This window comes from Lacicoccus kunmingensis DSM 17847, from assembly GCF_059568765.1.
Genome location: NZ_JCANUC010000032.1, coordinates 1 through 17795 on the forward strand (window position 1 = coordinate 1; position 17795 = coordinate 17795).

Consider the following 17795-nt stretch of genomic DNA (forward strand, 5'->3'; position numbering starts at 1 on the left):
TTGGTTCCATGATAAATGACTTTGCACCTGATTTCGACAAAAATGGGTATAAACCCTTTAATATCAGGGAAATTTTAATATTCAGTAGCCCCTACATATAGATTCTCCGGTTTACTATTTGTAATGGTGAAGCCCTGCTTTTCATCAGAATTTTTCACAATCTGTTTAAAGCGCTTTTCAGGATTTGTACCCTGCTTATCCATACCGACAACCTCTTTATTTTTTGCCCATAAAAACACTGCATTATCATTATCATTATGATTCTGTTGAATGCTTACGGCGCTCAACAAAAACTATTTTATTCTACTGTAAACTTTAATGATATCAGGTTAGTATAGATTGGGAGTTTTTTACTACGTATTTCTAATAAAGATAGTTATAGTATAAAAATTTTGAATTATATAGAGTTTTGACTTTCATGAATAACTTTATAAATTGTGGATCTGGATACTCCAACCATCTTAGCAATCTCCTCCCCAGAATAGTTTCTACTATTATATAGTGATTTTATCATCTCTTTCTTCTGATTAGGTATCGCAGGTCGTCCTCCCACTCTCCCTCTTGATCGTGCTGATTCAAGTCCTTTCTTAGTACGTTCACTTAATAAATTAGCTTCTAATTCTGCAAAAGCACTCATCATAGTAAAAAACATTTTACCCATCGCATCTTTTGTACTAATATCCATATCTATAATTTGCAGATTAATATTTTCATTATCTAAATAGAGAGATAGCTCGATTAACTGCTTAGTCGTTCTACCTAAGCGGTCTAATTTTGTAATGACTAACGTATCACCTTCTCTCATATAATCTAAACAATTATCTAACTCTGTACGTTTGTATTTCCTTCCACTTACTTTCTCTGAAAATATACGTTCACAACCATGTGCTTTCAGTACATCAATTTGACTATCTAGTTTTTAATCTTTTGTACTTACTCTTGCCATACACAACTCACCTTCTTATATTTAAAAGCTTATAAATGATTGCACACTGTACATAAACTCATATAGATTTACAATATATAAACATAGATAAAAACACAAGTAAAAGCACAAATAAGCAATAAAAATAGCCCTTTTTTGAAAAGAGCTATTTTGTCTTTTAAACGGTCGTTTAATGGATAACACAAAAGATAGCCTGCACTTTGAAAAGGTGCAGGGTTTATTCTTTCAAAATGAAGTCACAATAATAAGAGATTCTCAAAAAAGATTAGTATATTGACGTGTCGTTTGTACCTATTTGACGCTTACGATGAAAGCAATATTATTGATGATCGGTATTTTTCTTCTGCTCATTGTTTCATTCGTAATAATTTGATTCATGACCGCGGATCGTGTCGGAGGTGCGGAAGCGTGGTTGCCGGAAAACGGCATTGAATATGTAGGAACAGACAGAGATGCAGTCTATAGCCAGATGTTCATTTAAATAAATTTAAGATAGCATAGATTTCTTGAAGAAGAACCTTTGACTATAAGTGAATATTTATAAAGGTAAAAGAAGAGCCTATCACCAGTGTTATTACTTTTTATAGGCTTTGTGATTACTGCCAAGCGAACGTACCAGCTCTGCCATCTTTCTTACCACCAAATGACAAGGAATGTACCAACTCTTGCCAGTTAGTTTACCACTGCCTCCGATATAATTAATGCGCACACCCATGGGTATGACATTTTATATCGGAGGTAGTGTGAAAAGAATTTATAGGTATAGTTTAAAAAAGACACGCTAAATAAACAATCGAATAATATATTTTTCGTATCATTGAATCGTCAGTCTATTACTTGATAATCAGGCATCATACCCTCTAGGTTGGTCTTAATGATCGTAGCAATGAGAAAAAATTTGTGAACATCGATGCCACAACAAATAGATATACAACACGCAAAATCAGGACTCCTATCAATAAGGATAAAAGGAGACATTGACTGTATTTACCAAGCAACTAACAATCGTTAATCCAATGATTAGTGTACGGTCTTAAAGAACCACTTATTTATGCTTGAACAGGTAAATGTTATCACTGTTTTTTATACTGGTTTAAACTCAGTAATAAGAGCAGTCCCCAACTCCTTCTGCCGTGCTTTGTAGCCTATCTCCTTAGTGTCATTTTACTACATTAATGGTGTCCGTTCACCTTTTAATTACTATTTGTGCCGTGCAGGCGGAGCGCGACACGGAATGGAGTTTTTTATGATTGACTATTAGGATGGAGCATGAAATTAACTGTCTAAGATTGATGAAATTCTACATCATATTTATAGAAGTATCAATTTGCTGGGAATTATTCTATCACTAAAACTTTATCAAAATTTATGTAGGTAACTATAGGTGAGTATTTACTGAATCAAAACGAATTATATTTAGATAAAGCATCTTTATCCGCAATTAGAGTTAGATTTTTATGTTTTTTTAAAATTGATGCTGGTAAATCTTCAGTTATTTCTTCTCTTAAAAATTTAGATAATACCTCAGCTTTATTTTCTCCAGTGACAAGTAATAGAACTTCTTTACTCTCCATAATAGTTTTAATACCCATAGAAATTGCTTGCTTAGGTACGTCTTCAATTGAACTAAAAAATCTAGAATTTGATTCAATGGTTGTAGTATGCAAATCTACAACGCGTGTAACACTTGTAAAAGATGTGCCTGGCTCATTGAATCCTATATGCCCGTTGACACCTATACCTAATATTTGAAGGTCTATATTGTTTGCTTTCATTATCTTTTCTTCATAATCCTCACATTCCTGTTGTAAATTATTAGCTAATCCATTAGGAAGGTTGATGTTTCTGTCTAAAATGTCTACTAAACTGAATAAGTTAGTGTTCATATAATAATAATAACTATTCGGATCATCTTTTTCTACCCCAACATACTCATCTAAATTAAATGATTTCACGTTTTTAAAAGACACTTCATTGTTATTAAATTTTTCAACTAATTGCTTATAAAGCCCTTCAGGTGTATAACCTGTTGCAAATCCCATTACAGGATAATCAATCTGATTAATTTTTTTTACCACTAAATTACATGCTATACTGCTCATTTCTTCATAATTTTTGACGGTAATAATTTTCATATTAACCAACTCCTAATACAATATGAGTAAATAGTGTTAAGCAAAAACATAAAGTATTATAACTATCCTGTTAAAATAATAAAGATGGTGTTTGACATATTAAAACTTAGAATATTATAAGTTAACTATGCAAATACTTAATCTATTGAATTTTCGAATAATTTTCTAGCCCTTGCTGCTATCTAATATACTATTCATTAGTAACCTTACTATTTTTTATGATAGTAATAAATTTCTCAGCTTTTTTTGTAATACTTTCGTAATCACTTTGAGAAGCACCACCAATTAACGAACTGCCAACTCCTACCGCAAAAGCCCCTGATTTAATCCACTTTTCTACATTTTCAAGATTTACTCCACCAGTAGGCATTAATTTTGCTTGTGGGAGAGGTCCTTTTATAGATTTTAACATTTGTAGCCCGCTAATTTCACCTGGGAATAATTTAATAATATCAGCACCTGACTCCATACTTTCTACAACTTCTTTAACAGTCATTGCTCCTGGCATACATGGTATTCGATAACGATTACATAATCGGACTGTTTGAGAATCAAAATATGGTGAAACAATAAATTGAGCACCTGATAAAATCGCAATTCGTGCCGTTTCTGAATCCATTACTGTCCCTGCACCAAGGACAATCCCTGTCCCACTATATAGTTCGGATAGTTTTTCAAGTATTCGATTGGCTTTAGGTATTGTAAATGTAATCTCCAATGTTTTTATTCCACCATTGACACAAGCTTCTGCTATTTTTAAAGCATGATCCTCACTGTCTGCTCTTATTACAGCAACTATACCACTATCACCTATATTTTTAATTATTTCTTCTTTATCTATCATATAATGATTCAACTCCTATCAAAAAAGTCATTTACTAAATTTTCACTTGCCATGATGCCCATATTATCTATCGCTTGTACTGTGGAAGCTGATGCATGTGATCCTATTACAATATTATCTAGTTTTAAAAGCTCGACATTATCGGGTGGTTCATTTTCAAATACATCAATTCCAGCTCCCCAAATTTTATTTTCTTTTAACGCTTTAAATAATGCTTCTTCGTTGATTAATCCACCTCTGGCAGTATTAATTATAACTGCGGTAGACTTCATTTGTTTAAACTGATTATTATCAATAATATACTTAGTATGATTGTTCAAAGGTAAGTGTAGACTGATGAAATCAGCATATTTAAAAATTTCATCTATATTATCTACGAATGTCACATTACTTTCTTTTGCAAATTTATCATCTTTATTTAAATCAAATGCCAGTACATTCATATTAAACCCTTTTGCACGGGCAACAACCTTCTTACCAATATTCCCCAAACCAATTAAGCCTAAAGTTTTATTATTAACATCTATAGTTGTAATTTTATCCCACTGCATATTACGACATTCCCTATCTATCTGAGAAACTTTTCTTGCGGTTGCTAGCATTAAAGCAAACGTATAATCTGCCACCGCATCTGCATTAGCATTTAATGTTATAGAAACTGGAATATTGTTTTTTTTAGCAAAATCAATGTCTATATTGTCTATTCCGACGCCATATTTAGCTATAACTTTAAGCTTTTTGGCATTCTGCAAAACATTTTTATTTAATGGGTCGACCCCAATAATTACACCATCAACGTCTTTTATTTGTTCTATAATTTGTTCTTCTGTCATAATCTCTGAGTATGGATTTCTAATGACTTCAAAACCTTGGCTTTCAAGTATTTTAAATGGATTATCACTGTGTTTTCCAAATGATCTAGGAGTAACTAAAATTTTATACGTCATAAGGTTAACTATCCCCTCTAGTTGAACTTTTATTATTTTGTGTTTTTGAAAAATCATGTGCAATTCTTTCTAATTCATCAAAATGATTCTCTATTTCAATTTGAAATACTTCTGCTATAACCTGAGTCCAGCCATGTATAAAATAAACCCAGCCATCTTCAACATGTAAATTTGCAGAATTCTTTTGGACTAAAGCCTGATTCATAAAAGTAAGTTCCCCGCGGTAATTCAGCTCCCATATAATACCTCCTGTAGGAAACTCAGCTCTATCTGTTATTGGAGAACCAGGTCGATCTTTCCCTAGGCCAGTAGCATTAATTACCATTGAAGATTCACTTAAATTGTTCAATATCTTATCATTATCCTCTGGTGTTGGACAATGTTTGTATTCAAAAATTGTAGAAGTATCGATTTTACTTAGAATACGTTCAGCAGATATTAAACGTTCTTGACTACGATTACTAATAATGATTTTGTGGGGTATATTATCTCCATGCTTTTCGTCAGTTAAATACGAAGATATTGCTAAAGCACTCCCACCAGCTCCCATGATAAATACCTCATTATCTCTTCCCCAATAATTATTAGGTACAAATGATTCTATTGCTAACCCACTTGTAATAGGGTCCTTTGCATATCCTTCAAGTGAATTTTCTGTTTTTGAAATTGAAGAAATTTCATTTAACATTGAAGCATGAGGATCCAAGTAATCGAAATAGTCTTTTGAAGCATTAAACAAATCAATTTTATGGGTAGTAACTAAAGCCCCTTTTGAATTTGGATCATTCTTAATAAAATTTACAACCTCTTGGTATACTTCATCATTGGCATGAATATCTATATCAATACCCTTTAAAACCGTATTTTTGAGACCTAAAGCATCTGCCCATAATGGAAACAATTTCATTATAGAAGATTTTTTAGTTGTAACCCCTATAAAATACATTGTTGGTTGAGTCGCCTTATTTAATACTGTCATTATTTTCATCCTTTTATAGTGTTTTAGAAAAAGCTATTCTTGGGTTATGAACTAAAAATTTATCTATTATATTTTTTTCTATACCATGTTGCTTTAATATGGGGATAAAAGTTTTTTTAATATAATCTAGGCCAATCACTCCCCCGTAACTTTTCAGTCTATTTCTAGTAGTATCTAAACCTAGAAGTATTTGATCTTCTAGGCCCCATTCTAATAATTGAATTATCATTTTCACTTCATCTTCATTAGTGTGATATTTAAATCTACCAATAGTATCATATTCTAAAAACACACCAAGTTTTCCAATTTCTTTTTGTTTGTTAATTTCTTCTTTTTTCTTATCCAAGTGACAGATGATTATGTTTCCTGGTTTAACCCCAAGATTTAAAAAATATTTAGCTAAAAACAAACCTTGTTCACAGCTTTCTGTGTGACACATTATCGGTGCACCAGTAACTTTACTTGCTTCAGCCGCTGCATAGTATAAATTTTTATCCGTGTCTTGCAGTCGATCATCATCAATAGCCACTTTTATCAGTCCTGCAAGATAAGGTATGCTTTTTTTAGGTTCATTATTATCTGTATCGATAAACATGCCTTTTTCTAACTCATGAACGAATATATCTTTCAATTTATTTTTGGGATAAGATTTTATCCAGTGTTCTTCTGGATAATATATAAGCTTATGGAAACCTGTTGATGCAAGAATATGGACTCCTGTATCTCTTGATGCGTTCACCAAATTTCTTTCCATCCTACCCGCACCACCGGGTTGTGCATCGATAATAGCTGACCCGCCTATATTTTTAAACATCTCTAATTCTTGAATTGTAAGATCATAGTTATCAATTCTTAGTACAGGATTTACTTTAGCAGGTTGTCCTTCTGCAATGAATAAATGTTCATGACTATGACAAAATTTTAATTGCTCCTGTTTAATTTTAGATAAAACTGTTTGTATCATTCCGTCACCAACTTTCTCAACAATTTACAAATATCATTAAATGATAAAAGAAAATCATTTTAAGAATTTTGAATTATCAACTACTTGGCTATTACCATTATTATTATAAATGAGTTTTCGAAACCCCTTTGTTTCAATTGCCCCATAATCATGACCAGCATCAGATCTAAATACAAAAAAAGTAACTAGAGGCTCACTTCCAGTGTTCACACTTCGATGAGCATATCTACCAGGTGTATAAACCGCTCTACCAGGCTCAAATTTTTCAACGGCAGTGTCTCCTTCTGGGTTCTCCATTACTAAACATCCCTCGCCACTCAAACAATAATAAACTTCTGCTGTATCTAGGATGGTATGAAAATGACCTTTTGTCATATGGAATTCATCTCCTACCTGACCTGGATAAACAATACTAGTGCCAAATAATAGATTTCCATCGGTTGAAGGAAGATCTAATTGATAGAATTCATAAACTAATCTATCTCCTCCCCCTTCTAATATCTTTTCATATGCGTCATTATCAGAGAACATACCTTTCATGTCTGATAACATTCTTTTTGAAGATTCTTTTTCATCTGATATACCGGTTTTCAGGTTAAACATTAAAGAAAATGGGTCAACATTGTTATTTAAATTCATAATAATACACTCCTATTTTTATTAATTCATATCAATCATAATTTTCATTACTTCATCTTTATAATTATCAATTAATTCATAAGCTTTTTTAAAGTCCTTAAATTTAACATGATTAGTTATTAATATATCTAAGTCAATAAGTTTTTTATCAATAAGATCAATTGCATTAATATAATCTTCTTTCCTATACATTGCGCTTCCCTTTAAAGTCAACTCATGGTCTTGTACTAAACCTAAATTTACCTGACCTAATTCAGAGAAAACTCCTACTAACACTATGGTGCTGCCTTTCCGAGCATATTCTATTGCTTGATTCATAGTTGAATTTATACCAACGCAATCAAATATGATGTCTGCCTTTTCTTCTCCAAAGTTATTGATTATGCTATCAAATAAATTATCCTTCCCGGAATTAACTGTTTTAATACCACATCGTTCTGCTATCTCAATTCTGTATGGGCTCAATTCGGAAACTAGAACTGATTCCGCACCTAATGCTTTAGCTGTTTGCGCCACCAAGTTACCAATTGGCCCACCACCTAAAACAAGTATTTTTTTCCCTTCAACACTCTCTATTCTTTTTACAGCATGTACAGCAACAGCTAAAGGCTCAATTAAAGCCCCCTGATCTATGTTGATACTTTTAGGCAGACTAATTATTTTATCCGAATCCACAACAAAATATTCACTCGCCATACCTGTTGTTTGAAATCCCATTACTTTCAATTTTTCACAAACATTATACATACCATTTTTACATTGGTAACATTTCCCACAAACCACTTGTGGTTGTACTGTTACTCTGTCACCGATACTTACATCTTCTACACTTTCTCCTATATTTAAAACTTCAGCCGCCACTTCATGTCCTTGAACTACAGGATAGGAAGTATAAGGATGATTACCATGATTAACATGGATATCAGAGCCACATACTCCAATGCTTTCTATTTTTAACTTTACTTGATTTGGTTTAATCTCAGGTACAGGAACTTCTTTGAATTGAATGTTCCCTGGTTCTACCATTATTGCTTGTATCATATATTAAGTTCCTCCTATTTATAGTTATTCAAATGTAACTATTGCTTTTTTTAATATGTTTTTTTCTTTAAATTTTTTAAAACCTTCTAAAATGTTATCAAAAGGAATATAATCTGATATAAAATCTTTTAAATCTAAATCTCCGGAATAAATCCAATTTATAATTTCATCTGTTACTTCTCCTTCTTCAAACTTATATGGCATTTGTTGAAAGTTAAGTTTCCAGTTATATGGAGCGTCACTCCAATCTAAATTCATATTGTTACTTTTAGGAACCCCATAACATAAGATTTCCCCTCTATCTTTTATCATTTTTAATCCTTGATTTATTACCTCAGAAGATCCAACAGCATCAATAACCTTATCTACCCCCTTCGGATAAGTCATTTTTAATTCATTAACAGCATCAGATTTACCAGAATTAATAACAAATGGAGCACCAATTCTTTTAAACAATTTTTCTTTCTCTTCATTTCTCACAATTACTGTCAAAGATTTTAAGCCTAATAATTTAAGTAATTTAACAAAAGTAACTGCAACTGGACCACTACCAATAACTACCACATTATGTTCTTGATTTAGCTCAAAATATTTTATAGCACTATAAACTTCGCGTAATGTGATAATTATCGGTGCTTCAATTGGATTAATTTCAGGTGGAAGTTTTGTTTGTGCGAAAGCTTCTTCAGGGGTATTTTCCTTATCTATAACTTTATAATCATTTATCACGCCATATTCGCTAAAACCTCCCCAGGCAGATCCCATAGATTCTCCTGGAGTATTGAATGGTAGAAGAACAAAATCTCCTATATTAAAAGATGTTACTTTTTGTCCAACTTCTACAACTCTACCTACGGCTTCGTGACCTATCATAAGTGGATATGAATCTTCTAATATACCTTTAAAGTTTTTTTGAATGATTGCTTCATCAGTTCCGCATATACCACAACTTATAATTTTAACCAGTGATTGTGTGTCACCATATGTGGGCAAAGGTCTTTCTACAATTTCAAGTTCTCCTTGTTTAGTTACAATTAATGTTTGCATTAAATCTCCTCTTAATTAGATAGTTTTTTCCTTACGGCTAGTTGTAATTTGTAATGTGACTGCAGCAATAATTATAAAACCTTTTATAATATCTTGTGGGTATGATGGAATACTTAATAAATTCATTACATTTCCAATCAATCCTAGAATGAGTACTCCAATAACTGCTGGAACAACAAATCCTTTGCCTCCCATAAGACTTGCCCCACCTATTACTACAGCAGCAATTGCATCAAGTTCTTGCATTTGTCCGATAGTTGCACTCCCAGTAGATGTTCTTGCTGCTATAAATATACCTGCGAGTGCGGATAAGCTTCCTGAAAGAGCATATGTTGACGCAACAAACTTTTTAGTTTTTATACCAGCTAATTCTACAGCTGTTGAATTACTGCCTACCGCCATAACCGTTCTTCCCCATCCAGTATACTTTTGTACTAAAGTAAATAAGATGATAAATGTTAAAGTAATAAAAATGATTGGGTAAAAATTGTCACGAGCAACAAGTGTATCTAAAGTACCCGCTGGTAACTGGATGGGCATACCAGATGTTAGTACGAAAGCAAAACCTCTTGCTATTGTCATGGTTGCTAAAGAAGCAACAAAACCTTGAATTCCAACGTAAGCAGTTAGAATTCCCGTGAAAAGACCAAATATAGTACCTACTAAAACTGCAATAATAATAGCTAAAATAAAATTCATTTGTAGATCAGTTATGAGTATCGCGGATACTGAGGCGCCAACTGCCATCACTGAACCTACAGATAAATCTATCCCACCTGTTAAGATTACAAAAAGCATACCAATTGCTACCAAAATCGGACCAGCTTGTTGCAAAAGAATATTGATTAAATTACCACTAGTGAAAAAATATTCAGACATAATAGAACTAACTAGTATAAGTAACAAAAAAATAAAATAAGTATTATATTCAATCAACACATTTTTTATATTAATTTTTTTTTTGTCTTCAGCCATTACTCATTCATCCTCCCATAGCATATTTCAGTAAAGTATCTTCATTTAAATCCTTTTTTTGTAATTCTGCTGTTACATAACCTTCTTTCATAACAATTGACCGGTCACATAAACCTATAATTTCATTCATTTCTGAAGCGATTACAATTATCGCTACACCCATTTCAGCTAATTCATTAATCACTTTATAAATCTCAACTTTTGCACCCACATCAACACCTCTAGTTGGTTCATCAAATACAATACATCTACAATCCGCAGCTAACCATTTTGCAATTGCGATTTTTTGTTGATTACCCCCACTTAAACTATTCACACTATCTTCTAATGATCCATACTTAGTAAATACTCTTTTCAGTAAATCCTCTGCATAATTCCGTTCTTTTTTATGATTAATAATATCTAAATGTTTAATTTTTTTTATCGATGTTAATGTGGTATTCATTCTAATTGACTGTTCTTGAAGTAAACCTTGTTGCTTTCTATCTTCTGGCAATAGACCGAACCCTTTTTTTATTGCTTCTTTTGGGTTTTTGAAATTCACTTTTTCACCAAAAAACACTACTTCTCCAGAAATTCTTTTATCTGCTCCAAATATTGCCCGCATAGTTTCAGTTCTACCAGCTCCAACTAACCCACTAAAACCAACCACTTCACCTTTTTTAACTGAGAAAGAAACATCTTTAACAAGTTCTCCAGCTTTCAAATTTTTCACCTTTAAAACTTCTTCTCCAATTATTGCGTTTCTCTCAGGAAACAAGTTTTCTATATTACGTCCTACCATTAGGTGAATTAATTTATCTTTAGTAGCATTTTCTGTATCGATTGTATCGACATAAGATCCATCCTTTAAAACTGTTATCTTATCACTGATTTCTAACAATTCTTCTAAACGGTGTGATATGTAGATGATAGTAATACCTTCAGTTTTTAGCTGTTTAATTAAAGATAGTAATTTTCTGGTTTCAGTAAGTGTAAGTACTGCAGTAGGCTCGTCAAAAACCATAATCTTTGAATTTCTTGCTAAACATTTAGCAATTTCAACGATTTGTTGATACGCTACACTAAGTTCTCCAACTGTATCTTCTGGTTTTATTTGACTGAAACCTAGTCTGTCTAATAGAATTTTGGATTTCCTTCTTATTTCTTTCCAATTTACAAAAAAACCATTATTAGACAAATTATCTATGAAGATATTTTCTGCAACAGTCAAATTAGGTGCTAGCATAAACTCTTGATATATCACTGATATTCCGAGATTTATCATACCTTTAGGAGTTGGAGTTTTTGGGGTCTCCACTCCATCGATAAAAATATCACCTACATCTTTTTTATATGCACCAGCTAGTATTTTCATCAATGTAGATTTTCCTGCACCATTCTCGCCAATTAAAGCATGAATATCATCTTTTTTTACATTCATTGTCACATTTTTTAAGGCTTTTACTCCCCCGAAGTTTTTTGAAATATTCTCCATATGAACAATATAATTTTCATTCATAAATCATCATCCTTCATTTTTATAAAAAAAAGAGACTAAAATTTTAGTTTTTCTAGTCTCTCTTTTATTAATTAAAAGTTAAAATCCTAAATCATAGTACTCATCTACATTCTCTTCTGTTACAGCAGCTGGCTCAGTAGTTGTTATTTCAGGATATGATTCTGGATCCTCACCATCAACTAAAATTTCTTTAGCAATTTCTACACTTCGTTCAGCTACTAGTGTAGGACTATTTAATCCAGTTCCAAAATACTCACCTTCTTTTATTAAATCAAAAGCATCTTGAGCACCATCAGCTCCTGCAACTAAATCAATTTCATTAAGACTAGCGTTGGTTATTGCTGTTTTTGCACCGAATAACATTTGGTCATTCTCACCAAAAACTGTTGTGATATCAGGATTTGATGTGATTAAATCTTCAGCTGCATTCAGTCCCCCGGACTCTGTCCAGTTTCCCCAACCTTGTCCAACAATAGTTAGATTAGCCTCTTCATTTGTTCCACTGCCCTCAGAAATTACTTGACTATCAAGACTTTCTGCGGCTTCCATTGCTTCTTCTTCCGACATTTCAGTTCGAGATTCAATAATTCCAGCATATAAACCTGTTCTTCTTTCCATACCAGCGATATTGCCTCTAGATCCACTTAAAGTAATTCCTTTTATTTCATCATTATTTGACATTTCTCCACCGTATTCAATTCCAACTAAACGACCATTTTGAGTATTATTTGAATATACCGTGGTTACATTATTTGCTCCTTCATCAACCCCGCTATCTAATGCAATAACAGGGATACCAGCTTCTACTGCTTGATTAATGCTCGGCACAACAGCACTAGGCTCAATTGCATCTACAAATATTAAGTCTTTACCTTGAGAGATGAATGTTGAAAAGTTTTGAGACTCTTGTGTTGTATCACCATTTGCATCTAAGATGTCTAGATTCCAACCTTCTTCATCACTAAATTCTTGTACACTTTCTACTAAGCTAACAAAATATGGAGAATCTTGAGTTTTCATAGCTAAACCCACATTAATCTCATCTTCTGCTGCGTTCTCATCTTCCCCATTATCTTCTGTGCTAGACTCTGCGTTATCATTTCCACCACACGCTACCATTAAAATAGACATTAAACCTAAAATCATAAAAAATAAGTACTTTGTTTTAAACATTTTTTATCCCCCTGATAAGTTGTATTGTTACTACATTACATTGTAGTAATTACTTATTAATATAATATAATACATTATGATTACGCTTTCAAGTGTTATTTAAGAAAAGTTTAAATTTTCTTAATTTTCCAACCTAAATTATATTAATAATGTTTGTATATTAATAGACTGTCTCGTTGTTCAGCTACTATTTTAATATTGAAACATTGAGTAAAAATATAAAATAAATAAAAGTGATTATACAGAAGTAAAGCCACCATCCATAATTAAATCAGTACCGGTAGTGAATGAAGCTGAATCTGACAATAAATAGATTGTTCCACCTGCTACTTCTTCTGGCGTACCCATCCTTTTCATCGGTGTTAGATCTGCCCACTCTTTCCTCCAATCCTCACGTACAGATGAAGTTAATTCTGTATAAATATAACCTGGGCTTATTGAATTAACACGAATACCTAAATTAGCCCACTCTACTGCTAATGACTTCGTCAGTTGTATTACTCCAGCTTTTGAAACATTATATGAAGCTTGTCGTTGTGGATAATTTACAATAGTTCCAGACATCGAGGCTGTATTTACTATTGCACCTTTTTGTTTATTATCTATTAAATATTTACCAAAAGTTTGTGCTACATAAAATATTCCATTTAAGTTAACATCTATGACCTTTAACCATTCTTCTGGTTCAAGGTCAATAACCGGCTTTTGAACAACAATACCGGCATTATTAAAAAGTAAATTTATCTTACCCATTTCATTGTCAGCTTTATATAATGCCTCTTTTATTTCTGTAGGATTAGTCACATCAACCTCATAAGAAATTGACCTACACTGATATTTATCACCAATCTCCTTAGCAATTTTTTCAGCCTTCTCATCTTGTAAATCAAAAATAACCAAGTCTGCTCCTGCTCCTGCTAAATACTCAGCTACTATCTTACCAATCCCTTGTGCTCCTCCAACAATTAATACTGTTTTACCTTTTAGAGAAAAAAGATTTTCAAGTGATGTCATTTTATTCTCCCTTTCAAAATTTATTTAATTTAGACATTTTTTCAAATACAGGCTTAAGGGCATAATAAGCCTCATCAAATACGATTTTATTTTCTGTATAAATAGCGACGGAGTTTTCATCGGGAGTAGTAGTAGCATTAATATTAATAAATTTATCGATAACATTAAAATCATCAAAAAGCCCTACTCCGACTCCCCCAATAATTGCGGCCCCCATAGAACTAGCTTCTTCAAGAACTTCTGGGACTTTGACTTCAGTATTAAAAACGTCAGACATTATTTGGTTCCAAACAGAACTTTTGGCTCCTCCACCAACTACCATTAATTCATTAATTTCTACTTGGATACGAAGAACATCTAGAATAATGGCTAAGTTAAATGTAACCCCTTCCATAATACTTCTCATTATATCTTTACGCTCATCCTCTGTCTTTAAACCTATAAAAGCTCCTTTGGCATACACATCCCAACGTGGTGCTCGTTCACCTAAAAGGTAAGGTAAAAAATAAATCCCATTTGAACCAGCCGGCGATTGATTAACCTCTTTATTAATAATGTCATAAAAAGATGTACCAGACTCTTCAGCCATATGAGATTCTACTTTACACAATTCATTTTTAAACCAACTTAAAGCTCCTCCTGCTGTTTGCATCGTACCGTTGGGGGCATATAATCCAGGAATCGCATGAGCCCAAGTAACTGTTCTCATTTCTTTATCATAGATCGGCTCTTTAGTTGTTGTTGTAATCCATGCTGAGGTCCCTAAAGAACAATAAGTTCTGCCAGGAGAAATTGATCCGGCGCCTACACTTGCCGTCACCCCGTCACCAGCGCCTAAAACAACAGGTGTCCCTTCGATTAAGCCCGTAGCTTTTGAAGCTTCTACTGTAACTTTTCCCGCTATATAAGTAGAAGGTTTTAATTCTGGTAATTTATCCTTATCAATGCCTGAATATTCTATAATCTTGTCAGACCATTTTAAGTTTTTTAAATCAAAACAACCAGTGCTGTTTCCGTCTGAATAATCTGTATAAAAATTGCCTGTTAGACGTGATACGATAAAATCCTTAGCATTAAGCATTTTATATGTTTTCTCATAAATTTCAGGCTCATTATCCTTAATCCACATGAGCTTTTGAATACCATATGATGGAGTGTTTTTATGACCCACGATACTGTAAAATTCCTCTTGGCTTATATTTTTTTCAATATGTAGTGCTTGTTTTTGAGCACGTTGATCTGCCCAAATAATAGAATGACGTAATGGATTTCCATTAATATCAACACAAAGACATCCCATCATTTGGCCACTAAAACTAACAACCGCAATATCATTTCCATTAATTTTAAAGTCTTTTATTAAATTTTGAGTTGTCTTACATATAGCTTCCCACCAACTTTCAGCATTCTGTTCAACGTAATTATTACCTATATAATAAGTTTCATATTTAGAGACAAAACTTCCAATCAACTTACCTTCTTCAGAGAATAAACTTGCCTTGTTTCCTGAAGTGCCCAAATCATGGGATATAATATACTTTGTCATTCTAATTCCCCTTTGTTTAGTTATTAATTGATACTTAATTGCAAACAAATCTTATTTATTTATTGAAACAGTTACTTCAAACGTATTCTTATCTCCACGGTATCTCGCTATCGAGTATTCAATAGGCATGTCATAGGAGTTATAACCAATTGAAACAAATTGTTGTATGGCATTATTACTGTCAACATCTAGGTTTTCCATGTCATAATTTTCTACTTTAACAGCCTCTATAAAGCGTCGAATTTTATAGACTTCAGTATTTTCATTCTTATTCAATACTTTATACAATGAATTTTGTTCCAAATCAAAATCAAGTACAAATGAACACTTACTAAATGGTAAATAAGTTTTTACCATCACAATCGGTTCATCATCTGCAAATCTTTTTCTATGAATATATACAACTTTTTCACCAGCCTCCAGCCCCAATTCATCACTTACCAAAGGAGGAGGATCTATTACCTCAAATTCTAATAATTTTGTACTTGGCATCTTATTTAATTGTTGCATCTGCTCATTAAATGAATTCAATTCTTGAACAAAACTTTGATTTATTTTTGGTTTTGAAACAAAAGTCCCCTTACTTTTTACTCTATACAGCCTACCTTCTTGTACAAGTTCTGAGATTGCCTGCCTAACAGTAGTCCTACTAATACTAAAGATTTCACTTAATTCTTTTTCAGTTGGAATAGAATCTCCAATTTTTTTATTCCCATTTTTAATTTCATTGAGAATAATTTCTTTTAGTTGAAAATATAAGGGTATTGGAACTGTTTTGTCTAAAGTTTTACTTTTCATTACCACACCTCTTTTGTTATTTAAATATCTTAAATCAATAATGAAAACAGTTTAAATTTCCTACATTATATTTGAGCTTTTTCAATTTTATTGTTATATTATTATTACATAGTAACATAGTAAGGTATTATTTACAATATATTGTATTAGAATATTCTGAAAAAATATTTTAAAATTAATAAGCTTTACTCCATATTCTATTTTTAAAATGAGGGGGACAAAAATGAAATTCGGTATATACTTTGCGTATTGGGAGCAAGATTGGAAATCTGATTATCAAAAATATATAAAAAAAGTAGCTGATCTTGGGTTTGATGTATTGGAAGTTGGAGCATTGGGAATTGTTAATATGTCTGATGAGGAAATAGAAATGCTTTGTAAAGAAGCAAAATATTATAATATTCGATTAACCGCAGGAATCGGATTACCTTCAGAATATGATGTTTCATCAAATAACGAAAATATAAGAAGAAATGGTATTACTTTTATGAAAAAATTGTTTTATAAATTAGATCAAGCAAATATCCGTACGATCGGTGGAACTATCTATTCTTATTGGCCAGTAGATTATAGTAAAACTATAAAAAAATACGAAGCTCGTAACAACAGTATTAAAAGTATGAAAGAATTAGCAGATGAAGCAGCAAAATATAATATTTCTCTTTTAGTAGAATCTTTAAATCGTTTCGAACAATTTCTTATAAATGATGCTCAAGAAGCAGTAGATTTTGTGAAAGAAATTGATAAAAATAACGTTAAAGTAATGCTAGACACATTTCATATGAATATCGAGGAAGATAATATACCTGAAGCTATTCGTTTTACAGGTGAGTATCTCGGTCATCTTCACATAGGGGAAGGTAATAGAAAAGTCCCTGGGAAAGGTTCGTTGCCATGGGATAAAATTGCGGAAGCATTAGTTGATATAAAATACGACAAAGACATTGTCATGGAACCTTTCGTGAAAACTGGTGGAATAGTTGGAGAAGACATTAAAGTTTGGAGAGATTTATCAAACCATGCAGATGAAACACAATTAGATAAAGATGCGCAGGAATCCTTAGAATATATTAAATCTCTATTTGATTAGCATGAATTCATTTTTATTATTACTTATCCTGAATTATTCATAGAAAAATATTAACAAGTAATTAGGGTTTACTGAACAACTCAAAGTTCATCAGTGAATCCCAGGATAAATCCTGGGATTCACTCGGACACAGGATGCGCAACGAAATAAAAAAGA

17 protein-coding genes are annotated in these 17795 nt (G+C 32.3%); 1 reads left to right on the forward strand and 16 read right to left on the reverse strand.

The window, feature by feature from the left end:
• Positions 1-74: 74 nt before the first annotated feature.
• From BO48_RS15940 to BO48_RS16015, 16 genes are all read right to left on the reverse strand, one after another.
• Entirely contained in the window at positions 75-290 is a 216-nt protein-coding gene (locus BO48_RS15940) for a DUF3991 domain-containing protein (protein WP_496368993.1), read from the reverse strand.
• A gap of 107 nt (positions 291-397) precedes the next feature.
• Positions 398-904 carry a recombinase family protein gene (locus BO48_RS15945; protein ID WP_496369025.1) on the reverse strand — a complete coding sequence of 169 codons (507 nt, stop codon included), beginning with the start codon at positions 902-904 and terminating at the stop codon, positions 398-400.
• A 1442-nt stretch (positions 905-2346) separates the two neighbouring features.
• Positions 2347-3081: a glucosamine-6-phosphate deaminase gene (nagB, locus tag BO48_RS15950; protein ID WP_496368995.1), complete on the reverse strand. Its 735-nt coding sequence runs from the start codon at positions 3079-3081 to the stop codon at positions 2347-2349.
• 190 nt (positions 3082-3271) lie between these two features.
• Positions 3272-3925 (reverse strand): bifunctional 2-keto-4-hydroxyglutarate aldolase/2-keto-3-deoxy-6-phosphogluconate aldolase, encoded by a 654-nt coding sequence (locus BO48_RS15955; protein ID WP_496368997.1) that lies wholly within the window; start codon positions 3923-3925, stop codon positions 3272-3274.
• 8 nt (positions 3926-3933) lie between these two features.
• Positions 3934-4872 (reverse strand): phosphoglycerate dehydrogenase, encoded by a 939-nt coding sequence (locus BO48_RS15960; RefSeq protein ID WP_496368999.1) that lies wholly within the window; start codon positions 4870-4872, stop codon positions 3934-3936.
• A gap of 4 nt (positions 4873-4876) precedes the next feature.
• A complete protein-coding gene (locus BO48_RS15965; RefSeq protein ID WP_496369001.1) occupies positions 4877-5851 on the reverse strand; it encodes a shikimate dehydrogenase family protein in 975 nt (324 codons plus the stop codon).
• Positions 5852-5864: 13 nt separating this feature from the next.
• Entirely contained in the window at positions 5865-6815 is a 951-nt protein-coding gene (locus tag BO48_RS15970) for a phosphotriesterase family protein (protein WP_496369003.1), read from the reverse strand.
• A gap of 54 nt (positions 6816-6869) precedes the next feature.
• A complete protein-coding gene (locus BO48_RS15975) occupies positions 6870-7454 on the reverse strand; it encodes a glucose-6-phosphate isomerase family protein (protein WP_496369005.1) in 585 nt (194 codons plus the stop codon).
• Between the two features lie 21 nt (positions 7455-7475).
• Positions 7476-8495 carry a zinc-dependent alcohol dehydrogenase gene (locus BO48_RS15980; protein WP_496369007.1) on the reverse strand — a complete coding sequence of 340 codons (1020 nt, stop codon included), beginning with the start codon at positions 8493-8495 and terminating at the stop codon, positions 7476-7478.
• Positions 8496-8519: 24 nt separating this feature from the next.
• Positions 8520-9542 (reverse strand): zinc-dependent alcohol dehydrogenase, encoded by a 1023-nt coding sequence (locus tag BO48_RS15985; protein ID WP_496369009.1) that lies wholly within the window; start codon positions 9540-9542, stop codon positions 8520-8522.
• Positions 9543-9557: 15 nt separating this feature from the next.
• Positions 9558-10517 carry an ABC transporter permease gene (locus BO48_RS15990; protein WP_496369011.1) on the reverse strand — a complete coding sequence of 320 codons (960 nt, stop codon included), beginning with the start codon at positions 10515-10517 and terminating at the stop codon, positions 9558-9560.
• A gap of 7 nt (positions 10518-10524) precedes the next feature.
• Positions 10525-12018, reverse strand: coding sequence for a sugar ABC transporter ATP-binding protein (locus BO48_RS15995; protein WP_496369013.1), 1494 nt, complete (start codon positions 12016-12018; stop codon positions 10525-10527).
• 78 nt (positions 12019-12096) lie between these two features.
• On the reverse strand, positions 12097-13191 hold the full coding sequence (locus BO48_RS16000; protein WP_496369015.1) for a substrate-binding domain-containing protein: 1095 nt from the start codon (positions 13189-13191) through the stop codon (positions 12097-12099).
• A gap of 237 nt (positions 13192-13428) precedes the next feature.
• A complete protein-coding gene (locus BO48_RS16005; RefSeq protein WP_496369017.1) occupies positions 13429-14205 on the reverse strand; it encodes an SDR family oxidoreductase in 777 nt (258 codons plus the stop codon).
• A 13-nt stretch (positions 14206-14218) separates the two neighbouring features.
• Positions 14219-15751: a xylulokinase gene (xylB, locus tag BO48_RS16010; protein ID WP_496369019.1), complete on the reverse strand. Its 1533-nt coding sequence runs from the start codon at positions 15749-15751 to the stop codon at positions 14219-14221.
• 51 nt (positions 15752-15802) lie between these two features.
• Complete coding sequence (locus BO48_RS16015) at positions 15803-16549, reverse strand: GntR family transcriptional regulator (RefSeq protein ID WP_496369021.1); 747 nt, start codon at positions 16547-16549, stop codon at positions 15803-15805.
• 223 nt (positions 16550-16772) lie between these two features.
• Here BO48_RS16015 and BO48_RS16020 point away from each other — a divergent pair, with 223 nt between their 5' ends.
• The gene (locus BO48_RS16020) at positions 16773-17639 is read left to right on the forward strand and encodes a D-psicose 3-epimerase (RefSeq protein WP_496369023.1); all 867 of its coding nucleotides are present in this window, start codon (positions 16773-16775) and stop codon (positions 17637-17639) included.
• Positions 17640-17795 lie beyond the last annotated feature (156 nt).